Source organism: Shewanella sp. HL-SH2 (assembly GCF_051164935.1).
GTDB lineage: Bacteria > Pseudomonadota > Gammaproteobacteria > Enterobacterales > Shewanellaceae > Shewanella > Shewanella glacialimarina.
The window spans coordinates 1,317,712-1,332,165 of the sequence record NZ_CP195035.1 but is presented as its reverse complement, the minus strand read 5'-3'; the positions used below and the strand labels follow the sequence as shown (position 1 = coordinate 1,332,165).

General features: G+C 38.3%; 12 protein-coding genes. 5 read left to right on the top strand and 7 right to left on the bottom strand.

Annotated features, from left to right (window positions below):
• Positions 1-32: 32 nt before the first annotated feature.
• The 4 genes from acuR to ACRWP9_RS05815 form a co-directional block, all read right to left on the bottom strand.
• Entirely contained in the window at positions 33-662 is a 630-nt protein-coding gene (acuR, locus tag ACRWP9_RS05830; protein ID WP_434928334.1) for an acrylate utilization transcriptional regulator AcuR, read from the bottom strand.
• Between the two features lie 201 nt (positions 663-863).
• Positions 864-1,523, bottom strand: coding sequence for a nitroreductase family protein (locus ACRWP9_RS05825; RefSeq protein WP_226411016.1), 660 nt, complete (start codon positions 1,521-1,523; stop codon positions 864-866).
• Positions 1,524-1,691: 168 nt separating this feature from the next.
• A complete protein-coding gene (locus ACRWP9_RS05820) occupies positions 1,692-3,275 on the bottom strand; it encodes a methyl-accepting chemotaxis protein (RefSeq protein WP_434928333.1) in 1,584 nt (527 codons plus the stop codon).
• A gap of 213 nt (positions 3,276-3,488) precedes the next feature.
• A complete protein-coding gene (locus ACRWP9_RS05815; RefSeq protein ID WP_434928332.1) occupies positions 3,489-4,889 on the bottom strand; it encodes a hypothetical protein in 1,401 nt (466 codons plus the stop codon).
• Between the two features lie 257 nt (positions 4,890-5,146).
• On the opposite strand from ACRWP9_RS05815, the gene ACRWP9_RS05810 reads away from it, so the two are divergent.
• Positions 5,147-5,935 (top strand): polysaccharide deacetylase family protein, encoded by a 789-nt coding sequence (locus ACRWP9_RS05810; protein ID WP_434928331.1) that lies wholly within the window; start codon positions 5,147-5,149, stop codon positions 5,933-5,935.
• Between the two features lie 3 nt (positions 5,936-5,938).
• Here the strand turns inward: ACRWP9_RS05810 and ACRWP9_RS05805 are convergent, their stop codons facing one another.
• Both ACRWP9_RS05805 and ACRWP9_RS05800 read right to left on the bottom strand, forming a co-directional pair.
• Positions 5,939-6,757 (bottom strand): hypothetical protein, encoded by an 819-nt coding sequence (locus tag ACRWP9_RS05805; RefSeq protein ID WP_434928330.1) that lies wholly within the window; start codon positions 6,755-6,757, stop codon positions 5,939-5,941.
• 44 nt (positions 6,758-6,801) lie between these two features.
• A complete protein-coding gene (locus ACRWP9_RS05800; RefSeq protein WP_434928329.1) occupies positions 6,802-7,746 on the bottom strand; it encodes an alpha/beta hydrolase family esterase in 945 nt (314 codons plus the stop codon).
• Positions 7,747-7,865: 119 nt separating this feature from the next.
• On the opposite strand from ACRWP9_RS05800, the gene ACRWP9_RS05795 reads away from it, so the two are divergent.
• Positions 7,866-9,959 (top strand): winged helix-turn-helix domain-containing protein, encoded by a 2,094-nt coding sequence (locus ACRWP9_RS05795; protein WP_434928328.1) that lies wholly within the window; start codon positions 7,866-7,868, stop codon positions 9,957-9,959.
• A 319-nt stretch (positions 9,960-10,278) separates the two neighbouring features.
• On the opposite strand, the gene ACRWP9_RS05790 is transcribed toward ACRWP9_RS05795, so the two are convergent.
• Positions 10,279-11,100, bottom strand: a complete 822-nt coding sequence (locus ACRWP9_RS05790; protein WP_434928327.1) for a M14 family metallopeptidase — start codon at positions 11,098-11,100, stop codon at positions 10,279-10,281.
• A gap of 249 nt (positions 11,101-11,349) precedes the next feature.
• Here ACRWP9_RS05790 and ACRWP9_RS05785 point away from each other — a divergent pair, with 249 nt between their 5' ends.
• From ACRWP9_RS05785 to ACRWP9_RS05775, 3 genes are all read left to right on the top strand, one after another.
• Entirely contained in the window at positions 11,350-12,717 is a 1,368-nt protein-coding gene (locus ACRWP9_RS05785) for an MATE family efflux transporter (RefSeq protein WP_434928326.1), read from the top strand.
• A gap of 186 nt (positions 12,718-12,903) precedes the next feature.
• Positions 12,904-13,980 carry a porin gene (locus ACRWP9_RS05780; protein WP_434928325.1) on the top strand — a complete coding sequence of 359 codons (1,077 nt, stop codon included), beginning with the start codon at positions 12,904-12,906 and terminating at the stop codon, positions 13,978-13,980.
• A gap of 9 nt (positions 13,981-13,989) precedes the next feature.
• On the top strand, positions 13,990-14,400 hold the full coding sequence (locus ACRWP9_RS05775) for a phosphate ABC transporter substrate-binding protein (RefSeq protein WP_434928324.1): 411 nt from the start codon (positions 13,990-13,992) through the stop codon (positions 14,398-14,400).
• Positions 14,401-14,454 lie beyond the last annotated feature (54 nt).

The window sequence follows — 14,454 nt, the reverse complement described above, 5'->3', positions numbered from 1 at the left end:
GCCTCATGACAAGCAAGTCTAGATAAGTGTATTTAATGGAAACTTTTCATAAAAAAATCATAATAATCTTGTAAAGGTTGTGTATTTTGGACTAGCTTTGCTCGGCTGACAGCCCCTTCCCAACCGACCCAAAAAATTTCAGCTGACTTGTCGCAATTAATAGACTGACTAATCTCATTATTAACTTGTGCGAGGGTAAAACACAGGGACAATCGCTGCTGCCAACTCGCAAAAACAGTAATCAATTGCTGACGATAGCTCTCTGGTAGTAAATCGACTTCTTGACCTAAATTGCCAATCAAACACCCACGCTTAAAATGGTACTTTTCCATACCAAGCTTAGCTTTATCAACAAATAAACTGAGCCGGTGAAGTGCGGGTAAAGACTCATCGGACAAACACTTATCTAACTGATACATAAAATAGGCGGCGTAGTTTTCAATCACAATTTGGCCGAAAACTTCTTTGCTGGAAAAATAGTGATAGAACGACCCCTTGGGCACGCCCACTCTTTTTAAAATAAGATCAATACCCGAGCCAGCAAAACCAGTTTCAGTTAATTGCTCTAGGCCGCTGCGGATTAATGCCGCTTTAGTATCTTGGTTGTCACGGCTGGCTTTTGGAGGGCGACCACGACGAGGCTTTACTGTTTCTAAGTTCATCACCAATAATAGACCGATCGTCTCATTAAATACCAGATATAAATATTCTGAATGTGATTAGCAATACAATTCCTCGCTTAAGGTCAACAATTTGATAGCAGATTTAATGACTCAACACCACTCACCAACTTAGCGCATCTGACCCACCACAATAAAACACGGACTAAATAAGCTTTTTTAGTCCGTGTCAGGTTATGCTAATTACAATACGGTAAAGATATCTTTTATCGGTAAACGTGATTTAGGCAGACCATGATTATAATCCTCGCCCTCTTTGTGATATCCAATGGCTAATGCCACCTCAACCACATAACCGTTTAATTCTTGCTTAAACTCTTCACCAATAAGCTCAGAGTCAACACCCTCCATAGGAGTTGAATCTATCCCTAAACGCCCTAATACATGCAGAGTATTGCCTAAGGCAATATAGGTTTGAGCCTTAGTCCATTCGCCATTAAAGCCAGCGTCATTAGTATTAGCTTCAGCAAAGGCAAAGGCACCATTAAGCATATTGTCATACATGTCTGCCGGCAAATGACCTGAGGACACTTCAACATCAACAACCTTGCGGTAATCATCTTTGGTATAAGCAGGATTATGTGCAAATAGAATAATATGTGAAGCTTCAGTTGCATGCGGCTGATTGAATTGATACTTGTTTGCAAAAGTATTATGCAAACGCTGCTTTGCCGCATCACTTTCAATAATAATGAACTTCCAAGGCTGCGAGTTAATTGAAGACGCGGATAAACGCATAGCTTGTTGTAGCACTGCAATATTTTCAGCAGAGATACGTTTATTTGAATCGTATTTTTTTACGGTATAACGACGTTCTAAATCTTGAATAATTGGGTGAGACATGGATGATTTCCTCATAGTGCTAGGTCAATGAGGAGAATAATAAAGGATTTAACACTGGTTTATTAGTACCGTTAAATCCAATATTAATGGACAATTTATACCTTAATAAAATGTCCATATCACTTGAAAACTAGTACGAAATCGCATCTGAAATTGGAATGTAGTGCCTTATTTGTCACCTAAAGTATTTACAGCAAAGCGCCTGATAATTGAACGAACTGCTGTAACGGAATCATGTAAATCATGACTCATTTGTAAAGATGTTTCCGATGACTCCTTGGTCGCTTCTGAAGCATCAGCTATTTCAATAATTTGCTGATTAATATGCTCCGCCACCGCACTTTGCTCCTCAACTGCTGCAGACATATCCATTGATAATTGAGTAATTAGCTCAACAGAATCACTGGTGGAAATCAGCTTCAATCTTGTTTTTTCAACAATTTCAACGCCTTGGACAGCGGCTTGTTCACCTTTACCTGAAACTTCAAGTGCATTTTCAGCTCGTTGAGAAAGTATTTTTACAATATCGTGAATTTTATCTGTAGATTCACGGGTTTTTGAAGCTAATGCGCGTACTTCATCAGCTACTACACTGAACCCTCGGCCTTGTTCTCCAGCTCTAGCCGCTTCAATCGCTGCGTTTAAGGCAAGTAAATTAGTTTGATCAGCAATATTAGAAATTAAGCTCGCGGCTTGGCTAATTTCATTAGTTGAATCAACAAGCTCTTTAACCGTTTTAGCAATGTCTGTAACGGATATATTTAAATTATCTATCGATGCTTTAGCGGAGTTGGCTAACTCAGCCCCTTCTTGAACCGTGACCTGAGCTTGTTTTGCACTTGATGCATTGCGCTCGACATTCCCCGCAACCTCTTGAATTGCGGTAGACATTTGAGTAATTGCCGAAGCAATTTGTTGAGTTGAATGACTTTGTAACGCCACGGCTTTTGCGGTGGTTTTAGCCTGCGCTTGTGTTTTATCTGCAATAACATCTAAAGAACGAGCCGAATCTTCAATTCGAGTGAGTGCGGTTCTACAACGGGCGATTTCAGAACCTAACGCAAGCTTTGCTCTTGCCTTTCCCCCTAGGTCATCAAAAAAAGTCATCGCGACAAGTAAGTCGTTAAATGAATCAGGACTTAAGGTATACAGTTCACGCCAATCGGACTCATTACGATAATAAGTCCAAATACACGATATCAGCATAGTCACTAGAATTAAAATACATTCAATTCCACCTCCCATGACAGCCGCTACAACACTCAATAGCATTAATGGTAACCAAACAGGTGTTAAAGACTTAATCAGTTGAAACGCATTGGCAATTATCTTTCTAGGAGGTAAATTATTTCTTAATCTGGCATACATGGTCTCTGCGCGTGCAATTTCAGATGGAAGAGCACTCACTCTGACTGATTCATACCCAACGACTTTATTGTTCTCGAACACTGGGGTTACAAACGCACTGACCCAATAATGATCACCATTCTTGCGTCTATTTTTTACCAGTCCCATCCACACTTTTCCACTAGAAATGCAGGACCACATTTCTTTAAACACTGCGCTAGGCATATCGGGGTGTCGAATGAGATTGTGCGGTTTTCCAATCAACTCTTCACGTGTAAAACCGCTTACTTCAACAAATTCATCATTACAATAGGTAATATGGCCGCGGGCATCTGTACCAGAAATCAATCTGAAATGAGGCTTAAAAACGTGCAGCTTTTGTGTTACGGGTTGATTGTCACGCATATTACATCCTTGATATTTAGTCTAAAATACACTCTATGTCAGTAAAATATAGTCTAAATGGCAAATATTGAAATCTTCAGACCAACTTAGTGACTGTTAATTAAAAATCTTATTGCCTGTATTTATAGCAATCGTCGCAAAAGTGACTTTATGCATTATAGGCTTGAAACCATACTGAAAAATATTTAGTCTCTTCGCGGTCAACTCTCTGATCTAAAGCTCAATCATAATATCGATTAATTGTGCATTATCTTCATCCGAGTCAAAGGTCGCAAATAGCAATTTTGTGCCTTTAGTTACCATCACACTGTCAAAATTATCTTCTGCATTTGGATACAACTTTAACAAATCAGACTTCAAAACTGGAATGTTATAACGTGCAAGCACAAGGTTAAAATCCTGTTTACTTTGCTCTTTAATAATAGATTCCGTCACTCTGATTCTGTTAACAATCCCCTTATCATTGACACCCAAAAGTAGATTTTCATTAGCAATAACCCAAACACCGTCAGCATTTAAGTTAACTTGGTTACTCCGCTGTTGATCGTCTAGCTGGTACATATCTTCGGTATTCATAGTAAAAAAATGGCTCACTTCAATAGAGTCTGTCGCGGTAAAATTAATATTTGCAGACTTTTTTTTATCACCTGATGGCAATATTGTAAAACCATTCAATAGAAGCTCAGCGTCCTTATAGAGATCGACTTTAAAACTTTCAAAGTTTAAAAATAGTTGGGATGTGTCGCTATACACAAGGGTCTCATCACCGTGCTGAACCAAATCGAGATTTTGGTTAACACTTTGATATGTGTCTCTATAATTGACATCGTTAATAAACCAATTATCAATATCATAGTTTTCACTAAACGCGATGAGATTTGTGCCATGGCTATTTAGAATAGCCTCATTTTTAGCAATACCTATCACTTTATTACTCTTTACATAAAACCATAGACTTCTGCCATAACCCAATATTTGGGTACCATCATGGTCTAATAATCTAATACTTTCAGGCCCCATTTGAGCTTTTAATATTGATAGCGGATCGCCTAACATAACGCCATAAGCACCATTGACAGACACGCTTGCGCTAGGCGGCTTATGTTTATCGGCACTGATCATTAAAGATTTACTATTTGGTACAGCCAACACTACTGACGTATCGGATAATAGAACTCTCATACCATTACTACCAAAGGGAGTCCGCTTAGTCGTAAGCTCCTTGTTATCACAAAGTGTAATGTTTTTTGCTTCTATATTGACGTTGATTTTATAATTGTCGTATTTATCTTCATCACTATTACCGGCCACTTTTTTAACAAAATCTAAGGTGAATAGTTGCTCAATAATAATGGCTTCAGCACCTGATTTTTTACCATTTTGCTGAGCCACTAACAATGCATTTTTTATTGATTGCTCTCTAAAATCATCAGCATTTAGCTTAGTAGTTACATCATCATTTTCATCATTTATAAAAGTTAACTGCAGATGATATTCACTTAAAATGATCGGTTCACACTTGGGTAAGTAATCAAGAATAACAGGCAGCTCGCTTGCGAACGCGATATTAGACAGGCATGTGGACAAAATTGCATAGCGTAGTGGTTTAAACATAAATCATCCTTGAGAGTGTTTTTAGATCAACTATTTCATTTTAAAGTATGACCTTTTACTAAAATTAGACCTAATATGTAGTACGTTTAAATATCGATAACGATTAAACATTTGAAATATTAGTAAAAATTTTTATTAATGTTAAAGAACAAATTTATAGATAATCACATAAAATATCAATGTTAAAAAAACATAACATAATATGAAAATCCATTGAAATATGGCGTGGTTTAATCCTGTTATAAAGGACCTAATGCGTGAACATTAAATTTGTTATTTATGGATTAGTGACACTTACGGTCATTACTGATGTTTTTGCCGATGAAGCAGTAGCCGTTTTTAAATGGCCGAAACAATATAAAGCTGCCGTGAGCCTTTCATATGATGATGCGTTGAATAGCCAGTTAATAAATGCAGTCCCTGCGCTAGATAAATATGGCTTTAAAGCGTCATTCTACCTTACTCTTTCAAACCCAAACTTGACCACCAACATCGAACAATGGCGTCAAGTCGCTACCAATGGTCATGAACTGGGCAATCACACCCTGTACCATCCTTGTCGTAAATCCATATCAGGGCGAGATTGGGTGATGCCATATCATGATTTAGATACCAAGGTAATCAGTCACATACGTCAAGAAGTGCTGTTAGCCAATACGCTGCTTCACGCTATCGATAATAAAAACAGTCGCACTTTCACTCCACCATGTGGTGATTTTAATGTATCTGATGGCAATTATATTAACGCGATTAGAGACTCTTTTATCGCGATTAAAGGATATAACCCTCAATACGACCCCAAGTTTGATCTATTACTGATGCCAGAAAATGTCAGTGGTGAAACCCTGATCGCATTTGTTAATGAAGTCCAATCCCAAGGTGGGCTAGCTAACATTGTGTTTCATGGTATTGAAGGCGACTATTTAACGGTAAGTGATAAAGCCCATAATGAATTACTGCAATATTTAGCAGAAAACAAAGATAGGCTATGGGTTGATACCTACTCTACTATTATGAAGTACGTCAAAACTGAACATGGTTTCTAATTATCAGCCAAAAAAGCAAGGTGTATTAGCTTGAATGGTTTCAGATGCGATTTGGCCGAGTAATTGTTGAGTCGGTTCATCAACGTCTATATCAGCAATGTAAGGCAATAGGTCTGCTGAGTTTCCAGTTATCACCTCATAGAAAACTAACGCTGTAAATAAATTGCCCATTAATGACGCGTGGTTACCATCTGAACTATGTAATCTAAGGCTTGGCGATATCATCAATACTCTATCCCAAGCTAGTCCTATAGGGGCAACACAAGATTTTTGTACTGCGGCTATGCTGGAATGAAGCTGGTGAACCTGTTTACCTTCTTTGCTCCTTCCTAGTTGCGGATGTTCAGGAAAAAGAATTGGGGTAATTGATTCATTTTTTGCTTTTTCAATCCAAATCTGAGTTTCTAAAGTTGAGTAACTCACCGTTCCTGATTGTGAGTATTTTTGCCCCTGTAAAATAAGGTGCGTCCACCGTTGCGTTGTTAATAAGTCATTGCGCCTCAGTTGGCTTCCCTTATCATCTAAAAAACCTCCCCCAGCATTAACAACTGTAACTTGTGCTTTGTTATTGCCAGCCTTGATAATTTTGTTGATCAAATCCGCTTGATTTGACACATGACTATTGCCAAATAATAGGATGTTATATTCATTTGAAAAACGATTATCAGGGACAGGTAAATTACTATTTGGTGACCCAAGATCACCCTTTTGCTGATTATTGTCCGAGACATTAGCAATATAAGACGATGCGCCATCACATGCAGATAAACTTATAAATAAAATAATCGCAATGTATATAGGAAAAACAGTTTTTGAGTACATAGTGTCTCCGTAAAAATCAAATATGTTATTAACTATATAAATAGTTAATTAAATATTGGGGCGTAAATTTGCTTTAACACTTCAGAATCATAAACGGCTTCATGCGGTACATTATTGATTTGCGAAAAACTAACAGGTTTTAAACAGGCTTGCCAAACAGAAGTTTCGGTGCCACTGCTCGTATTATTAACTGCTGGATGTTCGATTGAAGTAACGACATAATTGCAACCATTTATTTGTCGCCAATGGGCTAATGTATCCGTTACAGATTGAATATCACCATTAGTTCGCCCCGAAATGGGTACGTCAGAATCCTGCGGGCTATGAAAGTGATGCAGCGTAACTGCTGTAGATGTTGTACATTGGTCAAAGTCTCCCCTAAATTGACCTGCCAGCGAAACAACCGCAGTAATTTGCTCAGGTATTGCACATGCAAGCTTATAAGCCATAAACCCACCTGCCGAATAACCAAAAATATACACTTTATCGCTTGTGATATTATTCTCTGCTCGAAGTTGGACAAGTAAGCTACTGATAAAATCTGTATCTATAGCTCCGCCATTGTCACTGTTTTCGCTATCCCACCCCCAAAAGTTATAACTACCTTGGGGAGATACTGATAATAATTGCCTTTCATTTGTTAAACTCTTTGCATCAAAAATGCCCACCACTTTCTGTGGTGTTCCCGGCGCACCATGTAGGAATAAGGCGATACCTTTTATTTCAGCATTAGGTTTATAAATAACGACATCACGATTATTGACCGTCATACAACTAGCATCGATTGGTAATGATGTACCGGCACAAGTAGTTGCTTGTGGTGGCTTAACTTCTGGAATATCAGGGCTGTCACTGCCGCCTCCACATCCTACTAATAAACTCAATATTGCTAAGCACGCTGCAGGTAACGTCATTATTGATTGGGCCAAATGTCGTGAAAAACTCATTTTGGGGGTATGATACTTAATGCTATTCGATATATTCTTCATGATAATCCTTTCATCGTTTTTGTGGTTTAAGTGTGCCACTACCTTGATTAGGAACAATAAAGAAGTAAGAATGGTTTGATAATGAAATGATAATGATCAGCTAAATAATAAGGATATAGATGCATTATGCATTTGGTAGTATTACCGTTGACCTTGAAAAAGTAGAAATACAGAAAAATAACGATCACTTAGTTTGCGAACCACGCATTTTTGAATTGCTAGTATTTTTTTGCAACCATCCTCAAGAAGCCATATCCAGAGAACAACTAATTACACAGGTTTGGGGCGGAAGAGTTGTCAGTGATGCAGCGGTAAATCGTGCGATTGGTGAACTTCGAAAGCTCATCGAAGACACTCCTTCATCTCCAATATGGATAAAAACGGTCAGTAAAGTCGGTTATATATTCACCGCGAGCCCTACCTTATTAACACCTCATAATTTAAGTGACGCAGTAAATACCAAAACAGACTCCAGTAATCAGGCTCAAATACTCCCTCAGCCTAAAGCAACTGACATTAAAATTAATAAATTTGCCGCATTATTTACTGCATTCAATTCAACGGCATTAGGCATTATCATCTTACTTGTCATCGTAGGAGTAAGTTTTTATCAATCTAGTCAATCAAGCATCCAACAACCATTACTTCAAATTCTAGATAGGCAGCCGAAAACAGCCCTTCAGGGCAGCGCCTTTAATCCATCATTTGATCCGCACACTCAAGGTTTGGTTTTTCTTTATAGAGCCAGTGCTGACGATTATGCCCAACTGTTTATGCAACAAGCCGACAGCCCACCGCTAGCAATGACCCATGATAGCTATTACTACACTGATGTAATCTATGCTGCCGATGGTTTTATCTATGCATCCCGGTTAAATAATTTACAACAAAGGGAATGTGAAATTGTTAAATTGGACCCAGCCACCAAACAGTTAGATTTAGTATTAAATTGTGGTCAAAGAGTCGTCACTCAATTAGCTTTTGATCAACATAGCAAAAGACTAATTTATCAATATCGCCCAAGCATATCTGAGCCTTATGCCATTTATGCATATCAATTAGATACAGGCAGAAAGCAACAATTAACCCACCCAAAACAAATAGGCAATAATTTAGGAGACTATTTGTTCTCCTTGTCTACAAAAAATCAAATTTTAGCGGTAGTTGAGTACAGCGATAATGGTACCGATAATCTTAAGTTAATAGATCTTAACGATAATAGTACTATTGCCAAGGTTCCCTTTATCAATAGTATATATGGCTTAGTTTGGCGATCAGACCATCATTTGCTGGCATCTAATAGTGAAGGGTTGTTTGAGTTTGATATCAACACATCAATATTAACCACGGTAGAAAAAAGTGATCAATTTGGAAGGCTGGCTGCCGGAGATGATTTAAGTTCAATTATTACAGAAAGAAGCCAGACAACGATGAACATCTTCAGACATTCACTGCAAGACTCGTCATCCGTTGCACTAACCGCAAGCTCATGGATCAGTCAGCAGCCTACTTTAGGTAATAAAAGTAACATCCTAGCATTTAAATCTAATCGTACCGGTAAAGAAAAAGTCTATATTCAATCGGAAAACCAAGCGGCTTATACTGCCGAGTTTGATGGCGATATAGGACATATTAGCGCAATGTCTTGGTCAGCTGATGATCAGGACCTGATTGCCAGTATCAATAATCACTTATATCGCTATTCTGTAAAAAACCGAAATTGGCAACAACTCGCTAAGCAATTTTCACAGGTACACCACGTAGCCTATTCACAGCAATCAATATTATTTAGTGCTGAAGTTAATAACCAATGGAATATCTGGCAGCTTTCGTCTGAAACGGGTGAAATTTCTCAACTCACGACAAAAGGAGGTTATAGCGCCCAAAGTAATGGGCAGCAGTTGTACTTCACTAAATTCAATCATTCAGGGTTATATCAATTAGATTTACACACAGGTAGTGAAACACTATTAATTAATGACTTTCCGATTGCTGGGTGGAGACATTGGCAATTACGTGATAGTAAAATTTATTATTTGCTAGATAAAAAGTATAAGGAATTAAATCTGAAAAATTCAGAGACACAAATACTTTTTGAATTTACAGGACGCATGCCTAATAACTGCAATATGGCTTATAAGCACAATTTTTTTGCATGTGACCAAATAGAGTTAAGTCAAAGTAACATTTGGCAACTTCAGCTTTCAGAATAACCTAAATAATTGTGTTTTAAATTCAATTTCGTTGGTGACGTTCCAAAACCAACAAATATAAAATAAGCATCACTTGAATTCAGATAAAAATAAGTTTTTAATTTACAGCAATACATGTATAAAAAATCTACTCACATTCGCTTTGCTGGCACCTTAAGTGATTCTCCGTTTTACCTTGCGTTTAACCCTAATTTGAATTGAAGTAGAGATATCGTCGAATTACTTAATCAAGAATGGGCCGAACCTGAAATTTGCAACGATTACAGCAGTTAGCTAGCGACTACACCAGCAAGCAACAATAAAACTACTACCAAAAACATTAATAATCTGCTTTATATAATCCAATAAAAGCCTTCATTGCGGCGCTGTTAGCTAATATTCTTTGATCAAAATTTTGCTGACCTGGTGTTTCAGTACATGCACCAAATTTAGCCCCAAGCTTGACTAAAAAAGACTCAAATGATGAGTCAAAATGATTAAATATCACCCCACTTGTTACTGGACAATCATCAATATAACCATCTTGAGCTAGCGTAAAATATTGTGCTAGCGCATCTCGTAAACTAAAACTGAAAGTTCCAGGCGAGCAATTTGATTCAAATGAATATAAATAAGTATCACTGAGCAACACATCTTCGTGACATGTCAGCACACCGTCTCGACTTAACTTTGCTAATAAACCAGCATGCTGGAGTAATAATTTACCTTCTACAGAGGTATATTGATTCGACCTAGGTTGCTGCTGTTCAAGCACAAATCCTCTGTTGGGATTTTCACCAAATAGATTGAACCTTTGTCCGTGACTAAACCCGCTTGGATTAACTAAGGGTAACAAACTCAAGTTAAGATGCTCTAAGATGTCATCAGGAAGTTGTTGTAAAAAGTGGAGCATTCCCCATGGACCAGCTGCCTCTTCGCCATGAAAGCCTGCGCAAATTAACACTGAAGGTAAATCATTCTTTGGCGTACTTGATTGATACAGACAAATAGGCAAATCATCTACCGATCCTAAAGTCATTTGATTAAAGCGTAAACGCGTTATTTCAGTTGCGAGTTTAGCACTCAATAGATCAACATCATTACTCTGACAATTGTATATGTCGCAAGCCCAGAAATAGGCTTGATTCATAGTATTCGTCATACAAAACCCCTGAAAAAACACTTAAAATATAATAGCAATGACGTATTCTATCGTAGCGGTTAATAATAGAATAGTCATCGGTGAAGAGACCCCGTTAAACTCTATTTTTTACAGGCATAAAACAGTATGACCAGCATTGATATGTGTCATAGATCATACTTTCAGCTAACACATCAATTTGCATATCACTTCAGTGTTTTCAGATAAACACTTTGGTTAACATCATTTTTTATTATTTGAGTCATGTCTATGTCGTCAACAGGTACATCATTACAGCCAGCTCAACAAGATTTAAGCTTGTTAGAGCAGCCTGTTGCAAAACTTTTTTGGCGCTATTCAATACCGACTATAGCGTCAATGTTAATTACCGGTATTTATGTTGCCATCGATGGTATGTTTGTTGGCCACTATTTGGGTGAGACAGGATTAGCAGGGATGATGTTAGCTTACCCTGTCGGTGCCATTTTATATGCTGTAGGGGCCTTAATAGGAATGGGCAGCGCAGCCCTTGTATCAATGAACCTTGGTAAGGGTAATATTATCAAGGCTCGGCATATTTTGGGTAATGCATTCAGTTTATGTTTACTGGCTGGATTATTTTTTGCCGTTTGTGGGAGCCTGTTTGCCAAAGACATCTTGATTGCACTAGGAGCCGAAGGTGAGGTATTACACAGTGCCCATGACTATTTATTCTGGTACTTTGCCCTGAGCCATTTTCCTATTATGTCTTTAGCTTTTACAGCACTATTACGTAACGATGGTAGGCCGCATTTTGTCACCTGTGTACTTATTACTGGTGGCATATTAAATACCTTTTTAGATTGGTTATTTATAGTGGTATATCCCTTTGGCCTAGCAGGTGCGGCGATAGCCACCATGTTAAGTCAAGCCGTAACTGGCTTATTGTGCTTACAGCATTTTTTGGGCACTAAAACGCAATTAAAAATCAATTGGTCGCAAATGCGGCTTCGAGCAGAGCATTGCATCGATATTACTAAGACGGGTTTTCCGAGCTTTTTAATGAATTTGTACTTATCGATAGTACTTACTCTTCACAATACCGCCTTACTCTGGGTAGGCGCCCCTTTACATGTTGCGGTTTATGGCGTCATTAGTTATACCGAGGCAATCTTCTATTTGGTTTTTGAAGGGATTGCTTTTGGCACCCAGCCTATCTTTAGCTTTAATGCTGGCGCAGGTCGCTACGACAGGGTCAAAGAGGCTCGCCACATTGCATTTAGTATGACTTTACTGGTCGCCGTTATTGGGCTTATTTTAATTTACACTCGCCCACAGTGGATGGTGTATCTTTTTGCCGGGAATAACCCTGAATTAACCCCTGTGGCGATTGAAGGGTTACGATGGTATTTTTGGGGACTGCCTATGGAAGGATTATTACTTGTTGGAGCGAGTTTTTTCCAAGCTATCGGTGCTACCAAAGAGTCTGCTATTTTAACGGGGTTAAAATTAATATTAATTGCCGCGGTAATTTACCTTTTTGCATGGGCATTCGGTGTTTTCGGTGTATGGATTTCACTCGCGAGTTGCAGCGTGGTACTGACGATATGGATGTTGTTTGCCATTAAACGAGTCGACAAATATAGAATGGGAGCTTAGAGAAATATATTTCAGCATCCTTAACAATATCTAAGTAATGCTTATTAAAAACAGTGCTTACAAGCAAAAAAAAGCTTTAGACCATAACACATTAAATAAGTTGCAGAAAAGTTAAACTAAAGTTGCACTAATAAAAAACTGTCCTAACCTTAATAGTGAATATAACCTCACTGTTAAGGTTTTTCTATGAAAAAGAAGATAGCAATTGTCATCAGTTCACTATTTCTGGCATCGCCAGCTGTAGCTGAAGTGAATATTTCAGGCTTTGCTTCGGTCGTCGGTGGTCAAGTGCTCGAAGGCTCCGGCGTTGAAGAGTTTGATTTAGGCCCCTCATTTCTAGCAGATTACCCTTTAGTGGGCGTCTATGAAGAAGAAATCAGTTTTAACCCAGATACATTAATTGGTATTCAATTCAGTGCCGATTTGATGGAAGGCTTATCAGCAACAGCTCAAGTAGTATCAAGAGGCGCTAATGATTTTTCTGCCGATTTTGAATGGGCTTATGTATCGTATGATGTAAACGATAACTGGACATTACAAGGGGGTAAAAAGCGTCTTCCCCTCTATTATTACAGTGATTTTTTTGATGTCGGTTATGCGTATACTTGGATTAGACCGCCTGCAGACAACTATACTTGGCAAATATTTAACTACAATGGGGTTAGTGCACTTTACAACTATTTAGTTGGTGATTGGACCGTGTCTGGTCAAGTTTATTACGGTAAAGAGGAAAGTGACCCAAATAAACTGTTATCTGAGTTTTTCTTTTTAGAAAGTACCCGTGAAATTTGGAAAGATATTGGCGGTATCGTTGTTCAATTTAATCGCGATTGGTTAGATATTCGCTTAACCCATATGCAATACACTAATGAACGCTATATTGATGATGTGCAACAAGAGTGGGATGGCAGCACAGAGCGAAAAGGTAAGTTTTATGGGTTATCGGTCAATATCGATTATGAAAACTTTATCTTATTAACTGAATTAAATCGTCTGTCTTTACAGGGTGACGATCTAGATACTTACTTAATCACCCTTGGTTACAGAATTAGCGATTTTACCCCTTACGTTTCTTATTCTGACTTTAATGACGGTGTTGGTGGCGAAGTTCATAATACGACATCATTTGGCGTTCGTTGGGATTTTCATCCTTCTGCTGCCCTTAAAGTGCAATATGATGACGTAGAAGATAATGGCGGGCCGGGCTTGAAAGTTGCCGGTGATGCTAAAGCGGTTTCTGTTGGTATTGACTTAGTATTCTAGGAGAGAGATATGAATAAATTACTATGCTCAATCCTGTTGAGCTTAATATCACTGCAAGCATCCGCGGCAATTGCGGTTATTGTTCACCCGAGTAACGCTGACAGTATCGATCAAAAATATATCGAAAACATCTATCTTGGTAAAGTAAAGTCGTTCCCCAGTGGAGAGCAAGTTGTCCCAATTAATATGGATGCGTCACAGGCGGCTAAAGAGACATTTGACTCTGCTGTATTAAGTAAGTCAGCAAGTCAGCTAAAAGCTTATTGGTCGAAGAAAATGTTTACTGGTAAAGGGACACCACCCAAAGAAGTATCCAGTACCGAGGACATGATCAAATTGATCTCTTCAAACCCAAGTATGATTGGTTATATAGACAGCGGCTCAGTGAATGACACAGTAAAAGTGGTTGCCGAGTTTTAGGCCTATCAATATTTTAGGGTCAGGCGGCGATATTTACACGGTTAAGATAAGCGA

What these genes read in the sequence shown, in the direction of transcription:
- acuR (WP_434928334.1), bottom strand. Translation starts at nt 662, where the DNA reads ATGAACTTAGAAACAGTAAAGCCTCGTCGTGGTCGCCCTCCAAAAGCC.
- ACRWP9_RS05825 (WP_226411016.1), bottom strand. Translation starts at nt 1,523, where the DNA reads ATGTCTCACCCAATTATTCAAGATTTAGAACGTCGTTATACCGTAAAA.
- ACRWP9_RS05820 (WP_434928333.1), bottom strand. Translation starts at nt 3,275, where the DNA reads ATGCGTGACAATCAACCCGTAACACAAAAGCTGCACGTTTTTAAGCCT.
- ACRWP9_RS05815 (WP_434928332.1), bottom strand. Translation starts at nt 4,889, where the DNA reads ATGTTTAAACCACTACGCTATGCAATTTTGTCCACATGCCTGTCTAAT.
- ACRWP9_RS05805 (WP_434928330.1), bottom strand. Translation starts at nt 6,757, where the DNA reads ATGTACTCAAAAACTGTTTTTCCTATATACATTGCGATTATTTTATTT.
- ACRWP9_RS05800 (WP_434928329.1), bottom strand. Translation starts at nt 7,746, where the DNA reads ATGAAGAATATATCGAATAGCATTAAGTATCATACCCCCAAAATGAGT.
- ACRWP9_RS05795 (WP_434928328.1), top strand. Translation starts at nt 7,866, where the DNA reads ATGCATTATGCATTTGGTAGTATTACCGTTGACCTTGAAAAAGTAGAA.
- ACRWP9_RS05790 (WP_434928327.1), bottom strand. Translation starts at nt 11,100, where the DNA reads ATGACGAATACTATGAATCAAGCCTATTTCTGGGCTTGCGACATATAC.
- ACRWP9_RS05785 (WP_434928326.1), top strand. Translation starts at nt 11,350, where the DNA reads ATGTCGTCAACAGGTACATCATTACAGCCAGCTCAACAAGATTTAAGC.
- ACRWP9_RS05780 (WP_434928325.1), top strand. Translation starts at nt 12,904, where the DNA reads ATGAAAAAGAAGATAGCAATTGTCATCAGTTCACTATTTCTGGCATCG.
- ACRWP9_RS05775 (WP_434928324.1), top strand. Translation starts at nt 13,990, where the DNA reads ATGAATAAATTACTATGCTCAATCCTGTTGAGCTTAATATCACTGCAA.